Here is a 24,285-nt window from a genome sequence, read left to right on the forward strand (position 1 = left end):
CAACGACAACTACATGGACGATATGGACGACTTCGAGGACGCTCGTACCGAGGACGAGCTGCGGCAGGCCGCCGCCATCCTGGACCCGGTGCCGCCGCAGCTGCGCCGGGCCGCCGTCGAGGCGTACGCGCTGCACGACCTGGACGCACGGCTCGCCGAGCTGACCTTCGACTCGCTGGTGGACGCCATCCCGGTGAGAGGCGTGAGCGATCCGCCGCGGATGCTCACCTTCCACACCGGTGAGCTGACCGTCGACGTGGAGGTCTCCGCGCACGGGCTGATGGGCCAGCTGCTGCCGCCGCAGCAGGCGTCGATCGAGGTCCTCAGCGGCCCGCGGCCCGGCGCCCGGCTGACCGCCGACGACATGGGCCGCTTCATGGGAGACGCACCCCCGCCCGGCCCGTTCGCCCTGCGGCTGCGCACCGACGGGGAGGTGGTGGTCACGGAGTGGCTGCGGGCCTGAGTCCGCCCATGCCTGCCGCGGACCCGGCGGGCAATGACGTCGGAGCGCTCCCGGATCGTCTCGGTGATCCACCCCTACGGGCCTGTAGTACCGTGCCAGTTCCCGCACCGGACCTCAGCTGGGTACGGCGTCCACCAGGCGTGCCAGTGCTGTCGCCAGACGGGGCAGCCCAGGCCCGGCCGGGCCGCCCGGCTCGGTCATGTAGGTGTCCCGGCGGATCTCCACCATCAGGGCGGCGACCCGAGGGTCACGCCCGTAGAAGTCCAGCGGGACGTACGTACCGGCGAACGGGCTGTCCAGCCCCGCGCCGCCGCACTCCGCGAACGCCTCCCGGGCCGCCGCGAGCAGCTCCGGCGGGGTGTGGAAGGGGTCGGTGCCCAGGCAGACGGGCGGGCGCGGGCCCGTGCCGTGCAGCTCGTAGGGCAGCGCCTCGCTGGGATAGGAGTGCACGTCGATGATCACCGCCCGTCCGGTCGCCGCCAGCCGGTCGGCCACCGCGTCCGCCATGGAGCGCGCGTACGGCCTGAAGTAGCGGGCGAGCAGCGGCTCGGGATCGCCGTCCTCGGCCCGCAGCACCTCCTGGTGCGTGGTCCGCGTGTACACCGCGCCCATCCCTGCGGCGAGCATCTCCTCCCGCTCGTCCGGGAACCGCTCCGGGTCCACGACCAGCCGCGACAGCAGGTTCACGAACCGCCAGGGGGCATGGCCCGCGAGGTCCGCCGCCCGTGCCGCGATCTCCGCGGTGTGCGCGTCGGTGATGTGGTCCAGCTCCCGCTCCAGCGCCGCGTCGTCCAGCACGATCCCCGCCCGGACCTCGGCCGGTATCGCCCGCGCCGAGTGCGGCACGTGCAGGATCACCGGTGAGTCGTCGGCGCCGGGCAGGAGCGCGTGGGAGGGCGGTGCGGCTGCGGTCATGGGGCGGCTCCCGGGGCGTCGTCGGTGTCGTCGGTGTGGTCAGTGGCCTGTCGCACGATCAAGGTGTCACATCGTTCCCGGACATGCCTCCGCCCCGGCCGGGCGGTGCGCCGGCCGGGGCGGAGGCAGGGAGCCGTGTCGGACAGATCAGCTCAGGGACGCCAGCGCCTCGTTCCAGGTCGCCGACGGGCGCATGACCGCGGCGGCCTTGGCCGGGTCGGGCTGGTAGTAGCCGCCGATGTCGGCCGGCTTGCCCTGGACGGCGTTCAGCTCGTCGACGATCTTCTGCTCGTTGGCGGCGAGCGTCTCGGCGAGCGGTGCGAACGCCTTGGCCAGCTCGGCGTCGTCGGTCTGCCGGGCCAGCTCCTGCGCCCAGTACAGGGACAGGTAGAAGTGGCTGCCGCGGTTGTCGATGCCGCCGACGCGACGGGTCGGGGACTTGTCCTCGTTGAGGAAGGTCGCCGTGGCGCGGTCGAGAGTGTCGGCGAGGACCTTGGCACGCGTGTTGCCGGTGGCCGTCGCGTACTGCTCCAGGGACGGGACCAGCGCGAAGAACTCACCGAGGGAGTCCCAGCGCAGGTAGTTCTCCTTGACCAGCTGCTGGACGTGCTTCGGCGCGGAGCCGCCGGCGCCCGTCTCGAACAGGCCGCCGCCCGCCATCAGCGGGACGACCGACAGCATCTTGGCGCTGGTGCCCAGCTCCAGGATCGGGAACAGGTCGGTCAGGTAGTCGCGCAGCACGTTGCCGGTGACGGAGATGGTGTTCTCACCGCGGCGGATGCGCTCGATCGACAGCTTGGTGGCCTCGACCGGGGCGAGGATCCGGATGTCCAGGCCCTCGGTGTCGTGCTCCGGCAGGTACGCCTTGACCTTCTCGATCAGCTGGGCGTCGTGGGCGCGGTTCTCGTCGAGCCAGAACACGGCCGGGTCGCCGGTGGCGCGGGCACGGGTGACGGCCAGCTTCACCCAGTCCCTGATCGGCGCGTCCTTGGTCTGGCAGGCGCGGAAGATGTCGCCGGTGGCGACCGGCTGCTCCAGGACGACGTTGCCGGACTGGTCGACCAGGCGGACCGTGCCGGGCGCCGGGATCTCGAAGGTCTTGTCGTGGGAGCCGTACTCCTCGGCCTTCTGCGCCATGAGGCCGACGTTCGGGACGGAGCCCATGGTCGACGGGTCGTAGGCGCCGTGGGCGCGGCAGTCCTCGATCACGGCCTGGTAGACGCCGGAGTAGCTGGAGTCCGGCAGGACCGCGAGGGTGTCGGCCTCCTGGCCGTCCGGGCCCCACATGTGGCCGGAGGTGCGGATCATGGCCGGCATGGAGGCGTCGACGATGACGTCCGAGGGGACGTGCAGGTTGGTGATGCCCTTGTCGGAGTCGACCATCGCCAGGGTCGGGCCCTCGGCGATCTCGGCCTCGAAGGACGCCTTGATCGCGTCACCCTCGGGCAGGGACTCCAGGCCCTTGAGGATGGCGCCGAGGCCGTCGTTCGGGGACAGGCCGGCGGCGGTCAGCGTGGCGCCGTACTGGGCGAAGGTCTTGGGGAAGAAGGCACGCACCACGTGGCCGAAGATGATCGGGTCGGAGACCTTCATCATCGTGGCCTTCAGGTGCACCGAGAACAGCACGCCCTCGGCCTTGGCCCGGGCGATCTGGGCGGTGAGGAACTCACGCAGCGCGGCGACGCGCATCACGGAGGCGTCGACGACCTCACCGGCGAGGACCGGTACGGACTCGCGCAGCACGCGGGTGGTGCCGTCCTCGGCGACCAGCTCGATGCGCAGCGCGCCGTCCTCGGCGATGACCGCGGACTTCTCGGTGGAGGCGAAGTCGTTCTCGCCCATCGTCGCCACGTTCGTCCTGGACTCGGCGGTCCAGGCGCCCATGCGGTGCGGGTGGGTCTTGGCGTAGTTCTTGACCGAGGCGGGGGCGCGGCGGTCGGAGTTGCCCTCACGCAGGACCGGGTTCACGGCGGAGCCCTTGACCTTGTCGTAGCGGGCGCGGATCTCGCGCTCCTCGTCGGTCTTCGGCTCGTCCGGGTAGTTCGGCAGCGCGTAGCCCTGCGCCTGCAGCTCGGCGACGGCGGCCTTGAGCTGCGGGATCGACGCCGAGATGTTCGGCAGCTTGATGATGTTGGCCGCGGGCGTCTTGGCCAGCTCGCCCAGCTCGGTCAGCGCGTCCGGGATCCGCTGGTCCTCGGAGAGGTACTCCGGGAACACCGCGATGATGCGCCCGGCCAGCGAGATGTCACGGGTCTCCACAGTGACACCCGCCTGCGAGGCGTACGCCTGGACCACCGGCAGGAAGGAATACGTCGCCAGGGCCGGGGCCTCGTCAGTGTGCGTATAGATGATGGTCGAGTCAGTCACCGGGTGCTCCGCTCCACGTCTGCAACATTGCTCGACATCAAGATATCTCAGCCTCGCCGCTGCGCTGCTGCGGGATCGCCCCGGTGCCCTGGAGGGTCACATTGCGGGCGGGGGCCGGGATACGGATGCCTTCCGCGCGGAAGCGCCGGTGCAGCCGCTTGATGAACTCGTGCTTGATCCGGTACTGGTCGCTGAACTCGCCGACGCCGAGGATCACGGTGAATCCGATCCGCGAGTCGCCGAAGGTGTGGAAGCGCACCGCCGGCTCGTGGTCGGGCACCGCCCCGGTGATCTCGGTCATCACCTCGGAGACGACCTCCATGGTCACCTTCTCCACCCGGTCGAGGTCGCTGTCGTAGGCGACCCCGGCCTGCACCAGGATCGTCATCTGGTGCTCGGGCCGCATGAAGTTGGTCATGTTCGCCTTGGCGAGCTGACCGTTCGGGATCACGATCAGGTTGTTCGACAGCGCCCGGACCGTGGTCTGCCGCCAGTTGATGTCCTCCACATAGCCCTCCTCGCCGCTGCTCAGCCTGATGTAGTCGCCGGGCTGCACGGTCTTGGAGGCGAGGATGTGGATGCCCGCGAAGAGGTTGGCCAGCGTGTCCTGCAACGCGAGCGCCACCGCCAGACCGCCCACGCCCAGCGCGGTGAGCAGCGGCGCTATGGACACGCCCAGCGTCTGCAGCACCACAAGGAAGCCGATCGCCAGGACCAGGATCCGGGTGATGTTGACGAAGATCGTGGCCGAACCGGCGACACCGGAGCGGGACTGGGTCACGGTCTGCACCAGCCCGGCGACGACCCGCGCCGCCGACACGGTCACGACGACGATGAGCAGGACCGTCAGGGACTGGTTGACGGTGTGCTGCACGCCCCGGGTCAGCGGCAGCACCGCGCCCGCGGCCGCCGCACCGCCGGCGATCGCCGCCCACGGCACCACCGTGCGCAGCGCGTCCACGATCACGTCGTCGCCGTTCCACCTGGTGCGCTTGGCGTGCTTGGCCAGCCAGCGCAGCAGGGTGCGCGACACGAACGCCACCAGAAAGCCGGCCGCCAGGGCGACACCGGCGAGCACCAGGTCGTGCACGGTCCAGGAGCGCGTCATCACCGGGCATCCCCCGAAGGACGTTCCGCGGCCCACGAGGCCGCCGACGGCCGGATGTGAAATGTCGTCACTTGTCCACCTGCTCGGTTGCGGGATGTGTGATCGCGCGTGCCGGGTGACCTCACCGACCCGCGTGAGCGCTCATCCTGCCGTACCGGGAACGCCAGTTCGCACGCGGCGGGGTGGATCGGGCCATGCCCTCGGCCAGTTCGGCCTGCTCGCCGGTCCGAGCCGTACGCCGCCGCGACGGGCGTTCCGTACGAACGGCGGGCGGCGGACCACCACACCGTGGCGAGCGGCGGTACGACGGCGTGGGCGAGCGTGGCGTAGTTCATCGTGCCCACCGGCTGCGGGCGCGCGCCGAGGCCGGTTCCGGCCCGGGCCGTGGCACCTGGGGCGGTGCAGCCGGGCCGCTCGGCCGGGAGCGCCGGGGTCGCGTACGCGGGCGTGACGCCGGTGACGTCGATGGCGGTCACCGCGCCGGGCGGCGGCCTCATCCCCAGCAGGGAGCTTGCCCGTTGTGGCGTTCTCACCACCCTCCTGGCCCTCTCGCCCCGGAGTCCTCGCTGCCGGGGGCCTGCCTGGGGGTGGCTGCTCAGATGACCTTCAGGCGTACCAGTGCCCCGAGCGTCAGTGCTCCCGGTACCAGGGGCAGCCAGACCGTGATGATGCGGTAGGCCAGGACCACCGCCGTGGCCACGGATGCCGGGCCGCCCGCCGCCACCAGGGCCAGGATCAGTGCCGCCTCCACCGAGCCGATTCCGCCCGGTGTGGGCACCAGCGCCACCGTGACCGTCGCAGCCAGATACGCGACGACCATGTGCGCTGGCGGCACCGCCAGCCCCAGAGCCCGCCCCACCAGGACCAGTCCGGCCGCCTGCAGCATCGGGAAGGCGAGCGAACCGCCCCACAGTGCCAGTGCCCGGGCCGGGCGGGAATGCACCGAGCGCGCCTCACCGAGCGCCGTCCGCAGGAAGGAGAACACGGTCGCCCGCAGCCGCCGTACGACGGCCAGCACGGCCACCGTCACCAGCGCCGCCCCACCGAGCGCGGCCAGCAGGGGAGCGAGCGCCCCCTCCGGCAGCAGCGCGCCGATCCGCAGCGCCTGCGGGAACGCCACCAGCAGCACCCCCAGCAGACCCACCCGGGCCACGCTCTCCGCCAGCAGATACAGCGCGAGCGCCGCCGACGAGCGGGCCAGAGGCACGCCGTGCACCGTCATGAAACGCAGATTGACCGCGCTCGCGCCGAGGCCGGTGGGCAGCAGGTGGTTGGCCGCACCCGCCGCGAACTGGGCGGCGAGCAGCCGTCGCCGGGGCAGCCGCTGCACCACCGCGCCCTGCCGGGTGACGGCGGCCGCGACCCAGGTCAGACAGGTCGCCCCGACCGCAGCCAGCAGCCACGGCCACTCGGCCGCCCGCAGTTGCCCGAACCCCTCGACCAGTACGTCCCGGTGCCGCACCGCGACCACGCCGACGAGGACGAGCGGCACCAGGCACAGCACCTGCCGGACCGGAACGCGCCACCCCGGGCGCGGAACACCACTGCGAAGCTCTGCCGCACTCACATCCGCAGAGGTTCGCGGCACCGCGCCAACACCGGATGGCCGCGCCGCGACCTGCGCCTTACGCGAAGACACCGGTCCGCCCTTGACCTCAACAATGGTCGAGGTTCTACCTTTCCGGGCATGAGCATGGAGACCACCGCCTGGATACAGCTGCAGAGCGTCATGAACGCCCAGCACAACCGCCGTCCCTTCCACCGCGCGACGCTGCGCCGCATCGGCGCGTTCGCGCGCCCGCACCGCCGCCGGATCGCGCTCTTCGTCGTGCTCGGGGTGGTGACCGCGCTGTTCGCCGTCGCCACCCCCGTCCTCGCCGGGAGGGTCGTCGACACGATCGTGACGCACGGCGACGACGGCACGGTCGTCGGGCTCGCCGTGCTCATCGCGGTCATCGCGGTCCTGGAGGCGGCGCTCGGCATCCTCGCCAGGAGGCTGTCGGCGACGCTCGGCGAGGAACTCATCCTCGATCTGCGGACGGCCGTGTTCGATCATGTGCAGCGCATGCCGGTCGCGTTCTTCACACGTACTCGTACGGGAGCGCTCGTCTCCCGACTCAACAACGACGTCATCGGCGCGCAGCGCGCCTTCAGCAACACCCTGTCCGGAGTGGTCAGCAACATCGTCACCCTGCTGCTCACCCTGGTCGTCATGCTCACCCTGTCCTGGCAGGTCACCCTGCTCGCCCTGGTCCTGCTGCCGGTGTTCGTGGTGCCCGCGCGCCGCATGGGCCGCCGGATGGCCGGCATGCAGCGTGAGGCGGCCACGCTCAACGCCGCGATGGGCACCCGCATGACCGAGCGCTTCTCCGCCCCGGGCGCCACCCTCGTCAAGCTCTTCGGCCGCCCCGAGGAGGAGTCCGCCGAGTTCGCCGCCCGCGCCGCCCGCGTCCGTGACATCGGCATCCGCACGGCGACCGCCCAGTCCGTCTTCATCACCTCCCTCACCCTGGTCTCCGCCCTGGCCCTCGCCCTCGTCTACGGCCTCGGCGGCCACCTCGCACTCAACGGCACCCTCGACCCGGGCGCCGTCGTCGCTCTGGCCCTGCTGCTGACCCGCCTGTACGCGCCGCTGACCGCGCTCGCCGGGGCGCGCGTGGAGGTGATGAGCGCCCTCGTCAGCTTCGAGCGGGTCTTCGAGGTGCTGGACCTCAAGCCGCTGATCGAGGACCGGCCGGACGCCCGCGAGGTGCCCGAGGGGCCGGTGTCGGTCGAGTTCGAGAACGTCCGCTTCGCCTACCCGTCCGCCGACAAGGTCTCCCTGGCCTCCCTCGAGGAGGTCGCCGCCCTCGACACCCGGGGCGGCGAGCAGGTCCTGCACGGCGTCTCCTTCCGTGCCGAGCCCGGCCAGACCATCGCCCTCGTCGGCTCCTCCGGCGCCGGCAAGTCGACCATCGCGCAGCTGCTGCCGCGCCTGTACGACGTCGACTCCGGGGCCGTCCGCATCGGCGGCGTCGACGTCCGCGACCTCGGCGCCCGCTCCCTGCGCGCGACCCTCGGCATGGTCACCCAGGACGGCCACCTCTTCCACGACACCGTCCGCGCCAACCTGCTGCTCGCCGGGCCCGACGCCACCGACGACGAGCTCTGGGACGCCCTGCGCCGGGCCCGCCTCGACGACCTGGTGCGCGGCCTGCCCGACGGCCTCGACACGGTGGTCGGCGAACGCGGCTACCGCCTCTCCGGCGGCGAACGCCAGCGCATGACCATCGCCCGGCTGCTGCTGGCCCGCCAGCGCGTCGTCATCCTCGACGAGGCCACCGCCCACCTCGACAACACCTCCGAGGCGGCCGTCCAGGAGGCCCTCGCCGAGGCCCTCTCGGGCCGCACCGCCGTGGTCATCGCCCACCGCCTCTCCACCGTCCGCGCCGCCGACCGCATCCTGGTCATCGAGTCCGGCCGCGTCGTCGAACAGGGCACCCACGACGAACTCCTCACCGCCGGGGGCCGCTACGCCGAGCTGCACCGGACGCAGTTCGACCAGCCGGTGCCGGCGGAGACGGCGGCCTGACCGACGTCAGCCCCGTGGAGTTCCTCGCCCGGTGCCTCAACCTCACCCTGTCGGCGAACCTGTTCGACTTCGGTGACCCCTCGGGCATGCGAGACCCGCGCCTGTCCGGGCACCTGGAGACGCTGCGCCCTACGATCTCGTCGTCGTACCGCTCGTCGGCGCCCTCGGCGCGGCCCTCGCCGCCCCCGTCCCGTGCTGCTGCAGCCGGACCCGGTTCAGTCCTGAGGCAGTGTCAGGGTCAGGTGGGCGGACAGAGCGCGCAGGAAGTCGCGCGCGTCGAAGGCGGCGCCGGCGGAGGCCACACCGCGCGCCGTCGTGCGGCCGGTGAGGACCCGGTCCACCGCCTCCACGGCGAGCGGGGCGGTGACGGCGTAGATGTCGCGGCCGGTCGCCGCCGCACGGCGCTCCACGCCACCCGCGCGGACGACGACGTCGACGAGGAAGGTCTGGTCCGACCGGCCGTCCTCGTCGACCGGGGCCGGCCCCGGGGTGTCCGGGGCCGCCAGATCGCGGGCGGCCTCGACCGTCATATAGGTGCGCACCTCGGGGACGGCCAGATGGCTGGGGATGGTGACGACGTCGGCCATCGTGAAGTCCCCGATGACGGACCGGTCACCCATCGCGCCCGGGAAGGACCAGGTGAGGGTGGGCAGGGCGTCGTCGTGGTGCTCCAGCCGTCCGTTCGTGTAGCGCAGCCGCCGGCCGTCGCGCCGCTCGTGGGAGACCCGGCCCGAGGCGCGGGTGCCCGCGGTGGGGTGCCAGCTGTTCAGGCCGTACGCGACGTGCACCTCGTCGGCCTTCGTCCAGTCCTCGCCCATCGCCGCGGTGGCCAGCAGGTCGCCGAGGCCGCCGTAGAAGGCCATCGCCGGGAGGACCGGCGTGCCCGCCGCACCGGCGCGGTCCGCGAACCGCGCGAACGTGTCGGCGTTGGCCTCGATCTCGGCCGCCACGTCCACGTACGGGATCCCGGCGCGCAGGGCCGCCTCGATCACGGGGGCGGCGGTCGAGGCGAAGGGCCCGGCGCAGTTGATCACTGCCGCCGCGCCGGCCAGGGCGCGGTCGAGGGCGGCCGCGTCGTCGACCGCGGCGGGCCGGACGTCGACCCCTGGGTGGGACACCGCCAGCGCCCGCAGCTTCCCCGGGTCGCGGCCGGAGAGGACCGGGACGAACCCGCGCTCCCGCAACTGCGCGACCACGAACCGGCCGGTGTGCCCGTAGGCGCCGTACACCGTCACGGTCTGCCCCGTCGCCATGACATTCTCCTCGCGCTTCAGCGGTCAACTACGAGGATCCTGTCGCGGATCACGCAGGCGCGCGAGTGTCCGGAACGACAGCGCCCGTACAATTACGGACATGGCGAGAGATGATGGGGGAACGGTCGCGCTGGCGGTCACCGACGGCATGCTGCACTTCGAACTCTCCGTGGCCTACGAGGTGTTCGGCTCCGCACCGGCCACGGTGGTCGGCCCCTGGTACGACCTCTCCGTCTGCGGCCCGAGCGCCGTGAAGCTGGGCGGGTTCCGGGTCGAACCCGACCACGGCCTGGACCGGCTCGCGCACGCCGGCACGGTGATCGTCCCCGGGTGGGCCGACGTCGACGTCGCCCCGCCCGCCGACCTGGTCGACGCGGTGCGCGCGGCCCACGAGGCGGGGGCGCGCGTGGCCTCCCTGTGCACGGGCGCCTTCGTGCTGGCCGCGGCCGGCCTGCTGGACGGCAGACGCGCGACCACGCACTGGGCGCACACCGCCGAGCTGGCCGCCCGCCACCCTCGGGTCGAGGTCGACCCGGACGTGCTCTACGTCGACGACGGCGATGTGCTCACCGCCGCCGGCAAGGCCGCCGCGCTCGACCTCTGCCTGCACCTCGTCCGCCTCGACCGGGGCTCGGCGACCGCCAACGCGGTCGCCCGCCGGCTCGTCGTACCGCCCCACCGGGCGGGCGGCCAGGCCCAGTTCGTCACCGCGCCGGTCCCCGCCCGGGACGACCACCCGCTCGCCGACCTGCTCCCCTGGGCGCTCGCCCGCCTCGACCAGCCCCTGACCGTCACGGACCTGGCCCGCCGGGCCCGTATGAGCCCCCGCAACCTGGGCCGCCACTTCAGGGCCGCGACCGGCACCACACCTCTGCAGTGGCTGCTGACCCAACGCATCCGCCGCGCCCAGGAACTGCTGGAGCGGACCGACGACAGCGTCGACGCCATCGCGACCGCCACCGGCATGGGCACCGCCACCACCCTGCGCCGCCACTTCAACCGCACCGTCGGCGTCCCCCCGGACACCTACCGCCGCACCTTCCGCACCCACCGACTGCGCGAACCCTGAGAACGTCCGGGGGAACCGGCTCACATCCGGGCGATCGGCCCGGACGGCCACAAGGGCGACGCCACCGACACCTGGCTGAAGGCCGGCGAACTCAATCCCGGCACAGGCACGCCGCGATGGATGTGGTGGCGCGGCCCGCGCCCCGGCCGTCCGTCGGGAGCGGCCGTCGGACTGCTCACCGCGATGGCGGCCCCCCGACTGACCGGAGCTGAGTCAGCATCTGGTCAGCACCAGTGCCTGCGCATTCCGAGACGCCTGTCGAGATGTCGAGTACTTTGCCGCTGCTGCGGTTGACCAGGACGGACTCGCCCCCGGTCTGCGGGCGCAGCTGCCACTGCTGGCTCGTCCGGCCGTCGGCGGTCGCCTGCACGACCGCCGCCCCGTCCGCCGTCGAGAACCCCGCCACATCGAGCACCTTGCCGCCGCCGACGCAGGTGATGGTGTGGTAGCCGTCCCCGTGGACTGGAAGGCCCGCTGCTGGCTCGGTCTGCCGTTGTCGGGCCACTGGATCATGGCGGCCACCGCGACGAAGTCCTTCGTCTGACCGCTGCCCATATGCAGCAAACCTCCCGTCAGGTCGATCGGGCCGAACTGCGCCTGGCCACTCACGACGGCCGGAATCACGCCGCCGGTGCCCTGGCCCGGCTTGATCTCCACATCCAAGCCGGCCTCTTCGAAGAACCCCTTGTCCTTCGCGACCCAGGCGTACGCGTCCCGGCCGAAATTGCCGAACGAGGTCAGGTAGGTCACCTTCGTCAGTGCCTCGCCGTCTTCACCGGCACCTGCGTCGGAATCCGAGCTGCCACATCCCGCCACCAGCGCCGGCGCTGTGGTCAGGGCCACCGCGGCGACCGTACGGGCGAACCTGATCATGCGCACAGTGTTGTCCTTTCCGACCGCCGACTGCGTCGGCGGAGGGGCGTCGAGACAGACGAGACGGAACGGCGTGACGGAACCGCCGGGCGGGCGGCTGGTGCTCTCGGCCGGGGTCGTGGTCGCCATCGGCCGTACCGACGCGGAGGCACAACGGCGGGCCGCCCCGCTGCACGTCAAGAGCGCGCTGCCGCCGGAGGATCCGGTGGTCGGGTCCCCGGCCCCGCTCGTGGAGCGGCTCGGCGAGTTCTCCGCGATCGGCGCAAGCCGTATCCAGCTGCGACTGATCGACTTCAATGACCTCGACCACCTGGAACTCATCGCCGGTGAGGTGCTCCCGCAGCTGTGGAGCGTGAAAGCCGAGGCACGCCGTGGCGTCGGAAGAGGCCGACGTCAGCTACGTCTCACGGTGCGATCGACGCCGCAGTGGCGCTCCGGGTCCAGGACCTGGCGGGCTCGAGGCGGTGGACGCCGCGGGGGCGGTATGTGTACGCGCCGGGCTCGGACATCACCTCCGACCGGAACGACAGCGACCAGGGGACCAAGACGATCTCCGGCACTCAAACCCGGGCCCGCTGGTTGGCCGGGGGACCGGGTCTCGGTGTCGCGGTGCCGGACGGCGCACACCGGTGGTGCAGGGGCACGCCGAGGCAGCCGAGGCGTTGTGGCCATCCCACCATCGCGGCGGTCGCGGTCACGGTTCATCGCCCCGTTCGCGAACGGCCTGCCCGCCGTGTCGGCCGCTTGCGGGCACTCACGCCCTTCTGGGGCCCGGCGTCGTCCGGAGCATCGTGCCTGTCCACGTAAGCTCAACATCATTGCAGTGCCAGGGACTTGGAAGGCGGGACCATGTGGCGTGAGGAGCTGATCCGGCCGCTGCCGGAGCTGTTGAAGGAGCACGCCGAGTCGGCGGCGCAGCGGGTCGCCTACTCCGACTCCTCGCGCAGCGTCACCTACGCCGAGCTGGAGCTTCGTACCCGCGCGCTGGCCGGGTATCTCACCCGGACGGGACTGCGCCGCGGCGACCGCATCGCGATCTGCCTCGGCAACTGCGTGGAGATGGTGGAGAGCTGCCTCGCCGTCCTGCGGGCAGGGATGGTCGGCGTCCCGCTCAATCCGCGGTCCTCCGACGCCGAGCTGGCCCACTTCCTCCAGGACAGCGGCGCCGGCTTCGTCATCACCGACGTCGCGCACCTCGCACAACTGCGGCGCTTGGGACAGCCGTACGACGGCTTGGGTGTCCTGGTCACCGGCACCGGTCCGATACCGGACGGCGCCCAGCTGTTCCAGAGCGCGGCCGGGAGCGACGGGTCCGCGGAGATCGACATGCTGGGGCTCGACGATCCGGCCTGGATGCTGTACACCTCCGGCACCACCCACCGGCCCAAAGGCGTGCTGTCCACGCAGCGGGCCGCGCTGTGGTCCGTGGCCGCCTGCTACGCCCCGATCTTCGGCCTCTCGCCCGACGACCGGCTGCTCTGGCCGCTTCCGCTGTTCCACAGCTTCAGCCACTCGCTGGCGATCCTGGGTGTGACGGCCGTGGGCGCGAGCGCCCGGATTGCCGGTGAGCTGCTGCCGCCGGGCGGTCTGCGGCAGGAACTGCTCACCGCCTACGAGGGGCTCGGCGGACCCTTCACCATGCTGGCCGGCGTGCCCGCGACGTATCACCGGCTGGTCGACTCGGCCGGCGAGCCCCCGCGGGCGCTGCGGATGTGCGTCGTGGCCGGTGCACCGAGTGGTCCCGCTCTGCGTGCGGCCGTGGAGGACACTCTCGGGGCGCCCCTGCTCGACGCGTACGGCAGCACCGAGACCTGCGGCATGATCGCGGTGAACCGTCCGGAAGGGCCCCGGGTCGACGGTTCCTGCGGGCCTCCCGTGCCGGGCGTCGACGTACGTGTCGTCGACCCGGGCAGCGGCGAGGACGTCCGGGACGGGGCCGAGGGCGAGGTCTGGGTGCGTGGGCCGGGCCTGATGACCGGGTACCACGAGCAGCCCGAGGTGACGGCCGCCACGCTGCGGGACGGCTGGTACCGCACCGGCGATCTCGGCCGCCGCGTCGAGCACGGCCATCTCCGGCTCACCGGCCGGGTCAGCGAGCTGATCATCCGCGGCGGCGAGAACATCCACCCGGCGGAGATCGAAGAGGTCCTGTCGCAGTGTCCCGGCGTGTCCGACGCCGTGGTCGTGGGTGTGCCGCACGACGTGCTGGGCGAGGTGCCGGTCGCCTTCGTCGTACCGGGTCCGGACGGGATCGACGCGCGGCGGGTGCTCGCCGAGGTCCGGGCCCGACTGGCCGACTACAAGGTGCCGACCGAGATCCGCGAGATCGCCGCCGTCCCGCGCACCGCGTCCGGCAAGATCGCCCGGCACGAGCTGCTCGTCCCCGCTCCGGCCGCCCCGGTCGCGGTCGAGGCCACCCTGAGCGAGCGGCTTCGCGCGCTCTCGCGCGCCGAGCGGGAACGCGCGCTGCGCGAGACGGTCCTCATCGAGACGGCCGAGGCATGCCGGCGTGCGCCGGGCGATCTGCCGGACGCGGACAGTCCGTTCGCCGATCTCGGCATGACGTCCGTCGGTGCGGTCGAGCTGGTGGACCGGCTCGGTGCCCTGACCGGCCTGAGCCTGCCGGCGACGCTGGTCTTCGACCATCCGACGCCGGCCGAGGTGGCTCGGTACCTGCGCGCCGCGCTCTTCGAGGCCGAGCCCGTGGGGCACCCGCAGTCGTACGGCGGACAGGACCGGTCCCTTCAGGACGACCCCATCGCGATCGTGGCCATGGGCTGCCGGTATCCCGGTGACGTCAACTCCCCCGAGGACCTGTGGGAGCTGGTGTCGCAGGGCCGAGACGCCATCTCGGAGTTCCCGACCGACCGCGGCTGGGACCTGGACGCCCTGTACGACCCCGATCCCGACCGGATCGGCACGTCGTACACGCGGCACGGCGGATTCCTGCACCGGGCCGCGGAGTTCGACGCCGGGCTGTTCGGGATCTCGCCGCGCGAGGCGCTCGCGATGGATCCGCAGCAGCGGCTGCTCCTGGAGACGTCCTGGGAGGTGTGGGAGCGGGCCGGGATCGACCCGGCGTCGCTGCGCGAGAGCGACACCGGGGTGTTCGTCGGCGTGATGCACGGCGACTACTCCGCCCGCTTCACCCGCCACCACGAGTTGGAGGCGCACCTGGGCCTGGGCTCGGCGGGCAGCGTGGCCTCCGGACGGATCTCCTACACATACGGCCTGCGCGGTCCCGCGATCACGGTCGACACCGCGTGCTCGTCTTCGCTCGTGGCACTGCACTGGGCGGCGCGGGCGCTGCGCGCGGGCGAGTGCTCGCTGGCGCTGGCCGGAGGTGTCACGGTGATGGCGACGCCCAAACCGTTCCTCGCCTTCAGCCGGCAGCGCGGGCTGTCGCCGGACGGGCGCTGCAAGTCGTTCTCGGCGGCGGCCGACGGTACGGCCTGGGGCGAGGGCGTGGGACTCGTCCTGCTGGAGCGGCTGTCCGACGCGCGGCGGGGCGGTCATCCGGTCCTGGCCGTACTCTGCGGCTCCGCCGTCAACTCCGACGGCGCGTCCAACGGACTCGCCGCGCCCCACGGGCCGGCTCAGCAGCGGCTGATCAGGCAGGCGCTGGCGGACGCGGGGCTGCGCGGCGGTGACGTGGACGTGGTGGAGGCCCACGGTACGGGCACCCGGCTGGGCGACCCCATCGAGGCGCAGGCCCTCCTGGCCACGTACGGACAGGGCCGCGAGCAGCCGCTCCGGCTCGGGTCGGTCAAGTCCAACCTGGGACACACGCAGGCGGCGGCCGGAGTCGCCGGAGTCATCAAGATGGTGCAGGCCATGCGGCACGGTGAACTGCCCCGGACCCTGTACGCCGACTCGCCCACACCGCACGTCGACTGGTCCTCGGGCCGGGTGGAACTGCTGACCACGTCACGGCCCTGGCCGTCCTCGGACCGCCCGCGGCGTGCGGGGGTCTCGGCCTTCGGGATCGGCGGGACCAACGCGCATGTGATTCTGCAAGAGGCACCGGAGGCAGAGGCACCGGAGGCTGTCTCCCAGGAGACAGCCGCGACGCCACCGGTTCCGTGGTTGCTCTCCGCCGCCGATGAAACAGCTCTGCGCGCCCAGGCCCGACGGCTCGCGGCCGAAGCGGCGCATCGGCCGAGCCTGTCGCCCGCCGACATCGCCCACTCCCTCGCGGTGTCGCGCTCCGCCCTCACCCATCGTGCGCTCGTTCCGACCGGTGACCGGACACGGATGCTGGACGCGCTGAACGCGTTCGCGCAGGGCCGGGACGCACCCGGAGTCGTACGAGGACTGGCGGACCCGGAGATCCGTACGGCCTTCCTTTTCACCGGACAAGGTGCCCAGCGTCCCCGGATGGGCGCCGAACTGCGCGCCGCCTTCCCCGTCTTCGCCGAAGCCTTCGACGAGGTGTGCCGGTGTCTGGACGACCGTCTCCCACAGCCACTGAGCGCGGTGCTGTCCGCCGAGCCGGGCACACCCGAAGCCGCACTTGTGGACCGTACGGACTTCACACAGGCCGGACTGTTCGCCTTCGAGGTGGCGCTGTTCCGGCTGCTGGAGTCCTGGGGCGTTCGAGCCGACCGCCTTGTGGGCCACTCCGTCGGCGAGCTGGTGGCTGCGCATGTCGCCGGTGTACTCGATCTGCCCGACGCGGCAAGGCTTGTCGCCGCGCGTGGCCGGCTGATGCAGGCGTTGCCCGACGGCGGAGCGATGGTGGCGCTGGACGCGACCGAGGAGGAAACGCTTCCAGCACTGGCCGAGTTGGGGTCACGGGTGGCGATCACATCCGTCAACGGGCCCCGTTCCGTGGTGATCTCGGGCTCGGAGGACGCCGTGCTCGCGGTCGCGGCCGGCTTCGAGGCACGCGGCCGCAGGGCCGTACGGCTGCGGGTGAGTCACGCCTTCCACTCGCCCCTGGTGGAGCCGATGCTCGACGAATTCCTGGGTGTCGCCCGGGAGCTGACCTTCCGATCACCGCGCATCCCGATCGTCTCCACCGTGACGGGCCGGCTCGCCGAGTCTGCGGAACTGTGCTCGCCCGAGTACTGGGCGCGGCACGCCCGGCAGCCCGTGCGCTTCGCCGACGCCGTGCGCCAGCTCGCGGACGACGGGGTCTCGGCCTACCTGGAACTCGGTCCCGGGCCCGTACTCACCGCGGCGGCCACCGACTGTCTGACCGACGCATCCACGAGCGGCGCCGTTCTCGCCGTGGCCACGCGAGGCGGGGTGCACGAACCGGAGTCGCTCCTGTCGGCCGTGGCCCGGCTGCATGTGGCCGGGGCCGCTGTCGACTGGACGGCGGTGTACGCGGGTTCCGGCGCGAGGCGCGTGGATCTGCCGACGTACGCCTTCCAGCGGCAGCGGTACTGGCTGGACGCACCGCGCCCGGAGGCGGCCGATGCAGGGGCGCTGCTGAGCCCGGCGTTCCCGGTGCCGGACACCGAGCGGACGGTGCTGATCGGGCTGTTGTCCCTGGCGGTCCACCCGTGGCTCGCGGACCATGTCGTCGCCGGGAGGGTGATCGTGCCGGCGTCGGTGTTCGTGGAGATGGCCGTGCGCGCGGGCGACGAGACGGGCTGCGGTGCGGTCGACGAGCTCGTGATGCTGTCGCCGCTCGCTCTGCCCGGTTCCGCGGGGGTGCGCGTGCAGGTCGTGGTGGGTGCGCAGGACGACTCGGGCCGGCGGCCGGTCGAGATCTACTCCCGGCCGGAGGACTCCGCTGAGGACGCCCCGTGGACCCGGAACGTCTCCGGTCAGCTGGGCCCCGGACGTGTGGCGAAGGACGAGCCGACTCCGTGGCCGCCCCAAGACGCCGAGGCGGTGGATCTCACCGACGCGTACGCTGCCCTCGCCGACGCCGGGCTCGCGTACGGTCCTGCCTTCCAGGGCGTCGGCGCGGTCTGGCGGCGCGGCGACGACGTCTTCGCGGAGGTCCGGCTGCCCGCGTCACACACCTCGGAAGCGGGCCGCTTCGGGCTCCACCCGGCGCTGTTCGACGCCGCGTTGCACGCGCCGCTGCTGGCCGCACCCGCCGACGCGGGCACAGTGCGGGTCCCGTTCGCGTGGAGCGGAGTGAGCCTGCACGCCTCGGGAGCCACACAGTTGCGGGTCAAGGTGACGTCGACAGGCCCGGACACGGTCTCGCTGACCCTGGCCGACCCGTCCGGCCGGCTCGTGGCGCGCGTGGACTCGCTGGCCACCAGGGAACTCCGGGCCGACGGGGCCGACCGGGCCGACATGACGGACGACATCGTACGAAGGGCTCTGCTGCGCCCTGAATGGGCCGCCCTCGAACTCCCCGGCGACGCCGATGCGCGCGGCTGGGCGGTGCGCGGACCGGACGAGCTGAACCTCGCCGCGTTCCTCCCCGGCGCCGTGGACCCCGAGTTCGTCGCCGTCACGGCTGTCGCCGGTGCGTCCGGTTCCGGTCCGCTCTCCGCCGTGCACGAGTTGACCGGCAGGGTGCTCAAGGCGCTCCAGGACTGGCAGGACGATCCGGGCGCGGCTGGCTCACGGCTGGTCGTGGTGACGCGGGATGCCACCGGGCCGGTGCCGGACCTGGCGGGTGCGGCGGTCTGGGGCCTGGTGCGTACGGCGCAGTCGGAGCTGCCCGGTCGTGTCGTCCTGGTGGATGTGGACGGGCGGCCCGAGTCGCTGCGGATGCTCCCGCGGGCCGTCGCCACGGGCGAATCGCAACTCCGTGTGCGGGACGGGCGGGTGACGGTTCCACGACTGGCGGCGGCGGTCGGTGACGTCTCGGGCGCGGGGGCTGTATTCGGTGTGGACGGCACGGTGCTGATCACCGGAGGCACCGGTGCCCTGGGCGCGGAACTGGCACGTCACCTGGTCGCCGAGCACGGCGTACGGCATCTGCTGCTGACCGGACGCCGCGGGCCGCAGGCACCCGGAGCCGAGGAACTGCGCCGTGAACTGGCGAAGTTGGGGGCGGAGAAGGTCGGTATCGTCGCCTGTGATGCGGCCGACCGTGCCGAGCTGGCCGAGGTGGTCAAGCGCTGCGAGCCGCCGCTGACCGCCGTGGTGCACGCCGCCGGGGTCCTCGACGACGGCGTGCTGGACTCCCTGACCCCCGAGCGGATGGCGGCCGTACTGCGGCCGAAGGCCGACGCGGCCTGGAATCTGCACGAACTGACCCGGGACACGGGTCTTTCGGCGTTCGTCGTGTTCTCCTCCGTCTCCGGTCTGTTGGGCCGGGCGGGCCAGGGCAACTACGCGGCCGCGAACTCCTTCCTCGACGCCCTTGCCCACCGCCGCGCCGCCGAAGGACTGGCGACGCTCTCGCTGGCGTGGGGCCCGTGGGAGCACGCCGACGGCATGGCGGCGGAGCAGCCCCAACAGCGCCCACATCCAGGTGACGTGCTCGTGCCGCTGTCCACACAGCAGGGCCTGGCCCTGTTCGACGCCGCGCTGCGCTCGACGGAGCCGGTCCTGGTGCCGATCCTGCTGGACCGGGCGGCGCTGCGGTCCTGGGCGGGGCACCTGCCACCGCCGTTGCACGGACTCGTCCGTCAGCGGCGCCGGCCGACCGCCGCGGCGCCGGCCTCCGGCTCCGCCGGCTCGCCTGGGCAGATGCTGGAGCCGGGAGCCTGGCGGAAGCGGCTGGCCCGCATATACCCGGGCGAGCGGGAAGCGGCGCTCGTGGAGCTGCTGCGGGCCGACGTGGCCGCGGTGCTCGGATACTCGAACGCCGACGCGCTACCGGCCGGCAAGACCCTCGCCGACCTGGGGTTCGACTCCCTCACTGCCGTGCAGATCCGCAACCGGCTGAGCATGGCGCTGGGGCTCCGGCTGTCGGCGGCCGTTGTGTTCGAGCACCGCACGGCCGAGGAGCTGGCACGCCATCTGCTCGGCCTGCTGGACGGCGAGCCGGCCGCCGCAGCAGCCCCCGAGGCCCCTGAGGCCGAGCGGCCCGCGTACACCCTCTCCTCGCTGTTCCGCACGGTCAGCGCCTGCGGACAACCGGTGGCGGCGATGCACCTGCTCGTCACCGCGTCCTGGGCGCTGCCCACCTTCACGGCCGCCCGAGGCCGCGAGCACGCGCCGCCCCCGATCCGCCGCTCCCACGGCCGCCCCGGCTCCGGAAGGCCGACGGTCGTCTACTTCCCGGCCTACCATCCCTCGCTCGTATCAGGCGGAGGAGACTTCCCTCACTTCCACCGTGCATTCCAGGACGACCTGGACGTCCTGGAGTTTCCGCACCCCGGTATCGGCACCGGTGCCGCCGTGCCCGAGGACCGCGACGCGCTGGCGCGTACGCAGGCCGAGAGCGTGCTGCGGCACGTCGGGGACGGACCCTTCGTGGTCGTAGGACGGTCGGCGGGCGGCAACGTAGCGCATCTGGTGGCCGGTCAGCTGGAAAACACGGGCCGGGCACCGACCGGCCTGGTGCTGCTGGACACCTATCACATCACGCCGGACAACAGCGGCAAGGACTGGCTGCTGTCCCTGGCTGCCCCACCGCCGCAGGACACGTCAGGGCCCGTCCTCACGGGGGACGACGACACCGCCCTGGCCGCAATGGGGGCCTACAACAGGATCTTCCTCGGCTGGGATCCCGAGCCGGTCGCCACGTCCACGCTCCTTGTGCGCGCACTGTGGCCCACGCCCGCCATGGCGGCCTCCGCCGACGCGGACGACTGGCGGACCTCCTGGCCCACGGCGCACGACGTCGTGGACGTCCCCGGCGACCACCTGACGATGATGCAGGAACACGCGAAGACAACTGTGTCGGCGATCCGCACCTGGATCGACGCACGAACGGCGAAGGGGGACCAGTGAGTTCCGTGAGTTCCGTGAGTTCTGTGAGTTCTGCCAAGCCCACGCAGGACTTCGACGTCATCGTGGTGGGCGGTGGCCCGGCCGGGGCCACCGTCTCGGCGGCCGTCGCCCTGCACGGCCATCGTGTCCTCCTCGTCGAGAAGGAGACCTTCCCCCGGTACCAGATCGGCGAGTCTCTGCTCCCGTCCACCGTGCACGGCGTGTGCCGGATCCTCGGCGTCGAGGGCGAGATGGCCGACGCGGGCTTCAAGCCGAAGCGCGGTGGCACATTCCGCTGGGGCCGGAACCGGGACCCCTGGCAGTTCTCCTTCGCGCTGTCACCCCGGCTGGCCGACCCGACCTCGTTCGCCTACCAGGTCGAGCGGTCCCGGTTCGACGCGATCCTCCTCGACAACGCCCGCCGGGTCGGCGTCGACGTCCGGGAGGGCTGTCGCGTGACCGGCGTGCTCGCCGACGCAGGCGAGCAGGGGCGGGTCCGCGGAGTGCGCTGGACCGGCCCCGACGGCGAGATCCGCGAGGCCGGCGCCCGGTACGTCGTGGACGCCTCCGGCAACGGCAGCAGGATCCACCCGCACGTCGGCGGGAAACGAACCTACTCCGACTTCTTCCGCAACATCGCGGTGTTCGGCTACTTCGCCGGCGGCACGCGGCTCCCGGCACCGAACGACGGCAACATCTTCTGCGCCGCCTTCGACGAGGGCTGGATCTGGTACATCCCGCTCCGGGACGACCTGACCAGCGTCGGAGCCGTGGTCGCCCGTGAGAACGCCGAGGCGATCCAGCGGGACCCGGCGACCGCCTGGCGCCGCCTGATCGACGCCTGCCCGGAGGTACGCGGCTTCCTCGACGGCGTCCCACAGGCCGGTGAGCCGCCTTACGACCAGGTCCGCGTCCGCAAGGACTGGTCGTACTGGAAGTCACGGCTGTGGCGGCCTGGCATGGTGCTCGTCGGAGACGCGGCGTGCTTCGTCGATCCGGTGCTGTCGAGCGGAGTCCATCTCGCGACGTACGGCGCGCTGCTTGCCGCCCGGTCCATCAACGGCTGCCTCGCCGGAACCCTGGACGAGGATCGTCTCTTCGCTGAGTTCGAGGCCCGCTACCGGCACGAGTACGGCCTGTTCCACGAGTTCCTGGTCTCCTTCTACGACATGCACCAGGACGAACGGTCGTACTTCTGGAAGGCGCGCAAGGTCACCAACGTCGGCACTACGGAACTCGAGGCGTTCGTCGAGCTGGTGGGCGGTCTGGCGTCCGGCGACGCGTCGCTCACCGGGGCCGGGCCGGTGGGCGCACGGCTGACGACCGTCGCCGACGACTTCGAGCGGGCCGTGCGCCGCCTTCCCGACGCCGGCGACCTGCGCAATCCGCTCTACGAGTCCGAGAGCTTCCGACAGGTGTTCCAGGAGGGGACCGCCCTCCAGGAACGCGGGCTGTTCGGCGGGCCGTTGGAGGAGGAGGCACCGCTGCGGCCCGGCGGTCTGGTGGCGTCGGCGGACGGGCTGGCCTGGGTCGAACCTGAGGCGTAGTGGGCGGAGACAGGTGGGTGGGCGGACAGTCGGGCCGTCGCCCAACCTGACACTCCCGCCGGGGAGGCTGCCCTACGGACCTGGCGCCGCGCCGCCGGTCCGCGGGGATGGTCACCCGGGCACTCTCCTGGCGTCGGCCGACTGTGGTCACTGCGGCGGCGGACGCGGCGGCGAGTAAGGGCGAGCGGGGATACGGCCGGCAGCTCCGGTCCGAGCTGATGATGCTTTCCGCGCTTCCGGTCGCGGAACTGCGCGGTCGGGCGGATGCTCTCGCCCGGGAGATCCGCGAGGTCGATGTGCGGATCCAGCGTACGAACTGGGAGGTCGATGTGCATCCGAGGCGGCGAGGGCGGGTTCGGGTTTTTCACATCGCAGCACCATGGAGTCGGCGAGCTCCGGCGGATACTGTTGGCGATTTTGGCGGCGCTCCTCCATCTATCGCGAACGAGGTTTTCGCGAAATCCAGGTCGGCAGCCCACCACACGCCAGACGTGGTGCGACAGGACAATGCGGGTCGCGCCTGTACCTCGTTCGCGTTGAAACGCCGACGCCTGGAGGGCCAAGTGGCCGCGCCGGGAACAGCCGGTCCGGCCGGCACGGTTGCATCGTCTGAGGGACCGGCGCCGCACGGGCGGGGAACACGGAGACCACAAGGGTCGTCCGCCCCACCAGGATCCGGGCCCAGGAGCGGTACGCCCGCCGCGTAGTCGGACCAAGATGTATTTCTGCAGGAGGACTGTTTCATGACTGACCGGCCCTTGACGCTCATGGCAGTACACGCGCACCCCGACGACGAGGCCACCGGAACCGGAGGGGTCCTCGCGCGGTACGCGGCGGAAGGCATCCGCACGGTTCTCGTGACGTGTACCGACGGCGGTTGCGGTGACGGACCGGGGGGTGTCAAGCCGGGCGATCCCGGGCACGATCCGGCGGCGGTTGCCCTGATGCGCCGTCAAGAACTTGAGGCGAGCTGCGGCGTCCTGAAGGTGAGCGATCTGGAGATGCTGGACTATGCCGACTCCGGGATGATGGGCTGGCCGGGCAACGACGCCCCCGGGTCCTTCTGGCGGACCCCCGTGGAGGAAGGCGCGGCCCGACTCGCGGAACTCATGCGGCACTACCAGCCTGATGTGGTCGTCACCTACGACGAGAACGGCTTCTACGGCCATCCCGATCACATCCAGGCCCACCGCATCACGATGGCGGCGCTGGAGATGACCGCGCTGACACCGAAGGTGTACTGGACCACGATGCCCCGCTCGGGGATGCAGCGGTTCGGGGAGATCATGCGCGAGTTTCATCCGGACATGCCGGAGCCGGATCCTGCCGAGGCTGCCGCGATGGCCGAGATCGGCCTCCCTGACGATGAGATCACCACGTGGGTGGACACCACCGCGTTCAGCGGTCAGAAGTTCGACGCGCTGGCCGCGCACGCCAGTCAGGGCGAGAACATCTTCTTCCTCAAGATGGGCAAGGAGAGGTTCGGCGAGTTGATGGGCATGGAGACCTTCGTACGTGTCCAGGACGCCACCGGCGCGGCCGTCCCCGAGAACGATCTCTTCGCCGGACTGCGCTGATCCACCCATCCGGAGCGGAGCTCGGGAGGCTCATCGGCCGCACGGCGCGATCGAGCGCGGCACACACCCGGAGACTTATCCACGCGGTTCCGCTCCGGCAGCCCGCGACCAGGTCGGCAGGCCGTCGCCGACGGCGTCGACGCGTGCCCGCACTGCCGACTCGGCAGGCGCGCGACAGCTCAGGCATCAGCCCGGCGGTCTGCTCCGATCAAGACAGACCGCGGAGGAAACGACACACAGCTGAGACTCCGCTGTCCGACACACCGTGAGACTGCGGAAGAAACTGCAGGTCACGAGGTCGGTCTCCGACACCGGCCGCGAGATCTACAGCGGGGCACCCGAAGCGACTGCCTCTGCTGATCACGCCGACACCGCACCACTCGGCGCACGCCGGGCCGCCGCCGTGCTACGTCGGGCGCTTGGCGTAGGTCCAGGAAGCAGCGCAGCCGCACGCCCGGCTCACCGGGCTCCCGGGTCGTACGGTCTGCCGGCGCGGCCGCGCACCGTGCGGCGATCAACTCCTGGATCGCGAAGGCGGTCTCGTCATCGGTGGCCGCGATCTCCACCACGGGCAGCCCCGGCTCCGCCACATGCGCGAGCTCCTGGCGCACGTCCAGGCAGCGCAGCCGGACACCGGCCTGCCCGGATCCCGTGTCGTACGGTCCGATGTCGCGGCTGCCCACCGTCCGCAACGGATCTCACCGAACCCGGCGGTGCCGCCAGTACGGCCGAGAGATCTGAAC

13 protein-coding genes and 2 pseudogenes are annotated in these 24,285 nt (G+C 72.1%); 7 read left to right on the top strand and 8 right to left on the bottom strand.

Going from position 1 to position 24,285, the window contains the following annotated elements:
• Positions 1–13 precede the first annotated feature (13 nt).
• Entirely contained in the window at positions 14–463 is a 450-nt protein-coding gene (locus ACH5AC_RS15165) for a hypothetical protein (protein WP_398862682.1), read from the top strand.
• Positions 464–577: 114 nt separating this feature from the next.
• Here the strand turns inward: ACH5AC_RS15165 and ACH5AC_RS15170 are convergent, their stop codons facing one another.
• The 4 genes from ACH5AC_RS15170 to ACH5AC_RS15185 all read right to left on the bottom strand — a co-directional run bounded on the left by ACH5AC_RS15170 (position 578) and on the right by ACH5AC_RS15185 (position 6,420).
• Positions 578–1,378 carry an N-formylglutamate amidohydrolase gene (locus tag ACH5AC_RS15170; protein ID WP_398862253.1) on the bottom strand — a complete coding sequence of 267 codons (801 nt, stop codon included), beginning with the start codon at positions 1,376–1,378 and terminating at the stop codon, positions 578–580.
• Positions 1,379–1,525: 147 nt separating this feature from the next.
• Complete coding sequence (locus tag ACH5AC_RS15175; RefSeq protein ID WP_398862254.1) at positions 1,526–3,745, bottom strand: NADP-dependent isocitrate dehydrogenase; 2,220 nt, start codon at positions 3,743–3,745, stop codon at positions 1,526–1,528.
• 37 nt (positions 3,746–3,782) lie between these two features.
• Positions 3,783–4,853 carry a mechanosensitive ion channel family protein gene (locus ACH5AC_RS15180; RefSeq protein WP_398862255.1) on the bottom strand — a complete coding sequence of 357 codons (1,071 nt, stop codon included), beginning with the start codon at positions 4,851–4,853 and terminating at the stop codon, positions 3,783–3,785.
• 595 nt (positions 4,854–5,448) lie between these two features.
• Positions 5,449–6,420 (bottom strand): YbhN family protein, encoded by a 972-nt coding sequence (locus ACH5AC_RS15185; RefSeq protein WP_398862256.1) that lies wholly within the window; start codon positions 6,418–6,420, stop codon positions 5,449–5,451.
• Positions 6,421–6,546: 126 nt separating this feature from the next.
• Between ACH5AC_RS15185 and ACH5AC_RS15190 the strand changes: the two genes are divergently transcribed.
• The gene (locus ACH5AC_RS15190; protein ID WP_398862683.1) at positions 6,547–8,424 is read left to right on the top strand and encodes an ABC transporter ATP-binding protein; all 1,878 of its coding nucleotides are present in this window, start codon (positions 6,547–6,549) and stop codon (positions 8,422–8,424) included.
• Positions 8,425–8,639: 215 nt separating this feature from the next.
• On the opposite strand, the gene ACH5AC_RS15195 is transcribed toward ACH5AC_RS15190, so the two are convergent.
• Complete coding sequence (locus ACH5AC_RS15195; RefSeq protein ID WP_398862257.1) at positions 8,640–9,677, bottom strand: saccharopine dehydrogenase NADP-binding domain-containing protein; 1,038 nt, start codon at positions 9,675–9,677, stop codon at positions 8,640–8,642.
• Between the two features lie 100 nt (positions 9,678–9,777).
• Here ACH5AC_RS15195 and ACH5AC_RS15200 point away from each other — a divergent pair, with 100 nt between their 5' ends.
• A complete protein-coding gene (locus tag ACH5AC_RS15200) occupies positions 9,778–10,746 on the top strand; it encodes a helix-turn-helix domain-containing protein (protein WP_398862258.1) in 969 nt (322 codons plus the stop codon).
• Between the two features lie 175 nt (positions 10,747–10,921).
• Here the strand turns inward: ACH5AC_RS15200 and ACH5AC_RS15205 are convergent, their stop codons facing one another.
• Both ACH5AC_RS15205 and ACH5AC_RS15210 read right to left on the bottom strand, forming a co-directional pair.
• The gene (locus tag ACH5AC_RS15205; RefSeq protein WP_398862684.1) at positions 10,922–11,251 is read right to left on the bottom strand and encodes an RICIN domain-containing protein; all 330 of its coding nucleotides are present in this window, start codon (positions 11,249–11,251) and stop codon (positions 10,922–10,924) included.
• Between the two features lie 53 nt (positions 11,252–11,304).
• Positions 11,305–11,940: pseudogene (locus tag ACH5AC_RS15210) on the bottom strand (ABC transporter substrate-binding protein); the annotation flags it as partial.
• Between the two features lie 528 nt (positions 11,941–12,468).
• Here ACH5AC_RS15210 and ACH5AC_RS15215 point away from each other — a divergent pair.
• The 4 genes and pseudogenes from ACH5AC_RS15215 (at position 12,469) to ACH5AC_RS15230 (ending at position 23,542) form a co-directional block, all read left to right on the top strand.
• Positions 12,469–20,439, top strand: coding sequence for an SDR family NAD(P)-dependent oxidoreductase (locus ACH5AC_RS15215; RefSeq protein WP_398862259.1), 7,971 nt, complete (start codon positions 12,469–12,471; stop codon positions 20,437–20,439).
• 23 nt (positions 20,440–20,462) lie between these two features.
• The gene (locus tag ACH5AC_RS15220; protein WP_398862260.1) at positions 20,463–21,965 is read left to right on the top strand and encodes a tryptophan 7-halogenase; all 1,503 of its coding nucleotides are present in this window, start codon (positions 20,463–20,465) and stop codon (positions 21,963–21,965) included.
• 104 nt (positions 21,966–22,069) lie between these two features.
• Positions 22,070–22,297: pseudogene (locus ACH5AC_RS15225) on the top strand (hypothetical protein); the annotation flags it as partial.
• Between the two features lie 411 nt (positions 22,298–22,708).
• Positions 22,709–23,542: a PIG-L family deacetylase gene (locus tag ACH5AC_RS15230; protein ID WP_398862261.1), complete on the top strand. Its 834-nt coding sequence runs from the start codon at positions 22,709–22,711 to the stop codon at positions 23,540–23,542.
• Positions 23,543–23,832: 290 nt separating this feature from the next.
• On the opposite strand, the gene ACH5AC_RS15235 is transcribed toward ACH5AC_RS15230, so the two are convergent.
• Complete coding sequence (locus tag ACH5AC_RS15235; protein WP_398862262.1) at positions 23,833–24,225, bottom strand: DUF6207 family protein; 393 nt, start codon at positions 24,223–24,225, stop codon at positions 23,833–23,835.
• Between the last annotated feature and the right edge of the window lie 60 nt (positions 24,226–24,285).

The sequence above is a fragment of the Streptomyces sp. NPDC018693 genome, from assembly GCF_044391385.1.
GTDB lineage: Bacteria > Actinomycetota > Actinomycetes > Streptomycetales > Streptomycetaceae > Streptomyces.

Bases quoted from the DNA above. Each gene is read 5' to 3' on its own strand.
- ACH5AC_RS15165 (WP_398862682.1), top strand. From the start codon at position 14: ATGGACGATATGGACGACTTCGAGGACGCTCGTACCGAGGACGAGCTG.
- ACH5AC_RS15170 (WP_398862253.1), bottom strand. From the start codon at position 1,378: ATGACCGCAGCCGCACCGCCCTCCCACGCGCTCCTGCCCGGCGCCGAC.
- ACH5AC_RS15180 (WP_398862255.1), bottom strand. From the start codon at position 4,853: ATGACGCGCTCCTGGACCGTGCACGACCTGGTGCTCGCCGGTGTCGCC.
- ACH5AC_RS15190 (WP_398862683.1), top strand. From the start codon at position 6,547: ATGGAGACCACCGCCTGGATACAGCTGCAGAGCGTCATGAACGCCCAG.
- ACH5AC_RS15195 (WP_398862257.1), bottom strand. From the start codon at position 9,677: ATGGCGACGGGGCAGACCGTGACGGTGTACGGCGCCTACGGGCACACC.
- ACH5AC_RS15200 (WP_398862258.1), top strand. From the start codon at position 9,778: ATGGCGAGAGATGATGGGGGAACGGTCGCGCTGGCGGTCACCGACGGC.
- ACH5AC_RS15215 (WP_398862259.1), top strand. From the start codon at position 12,469: ATGTGGCGTGAGGAGCTGATCCGGCCGCTGCCGGAGCTGTTGAAGGAG.
- ACH5AC_RS15230 (WP_398862261.1), top strand. From the start codon at position 22,709: ATGACTGACCGGCCCTTGACGCTCATGGCAGTACACGCGCACCCCGAC.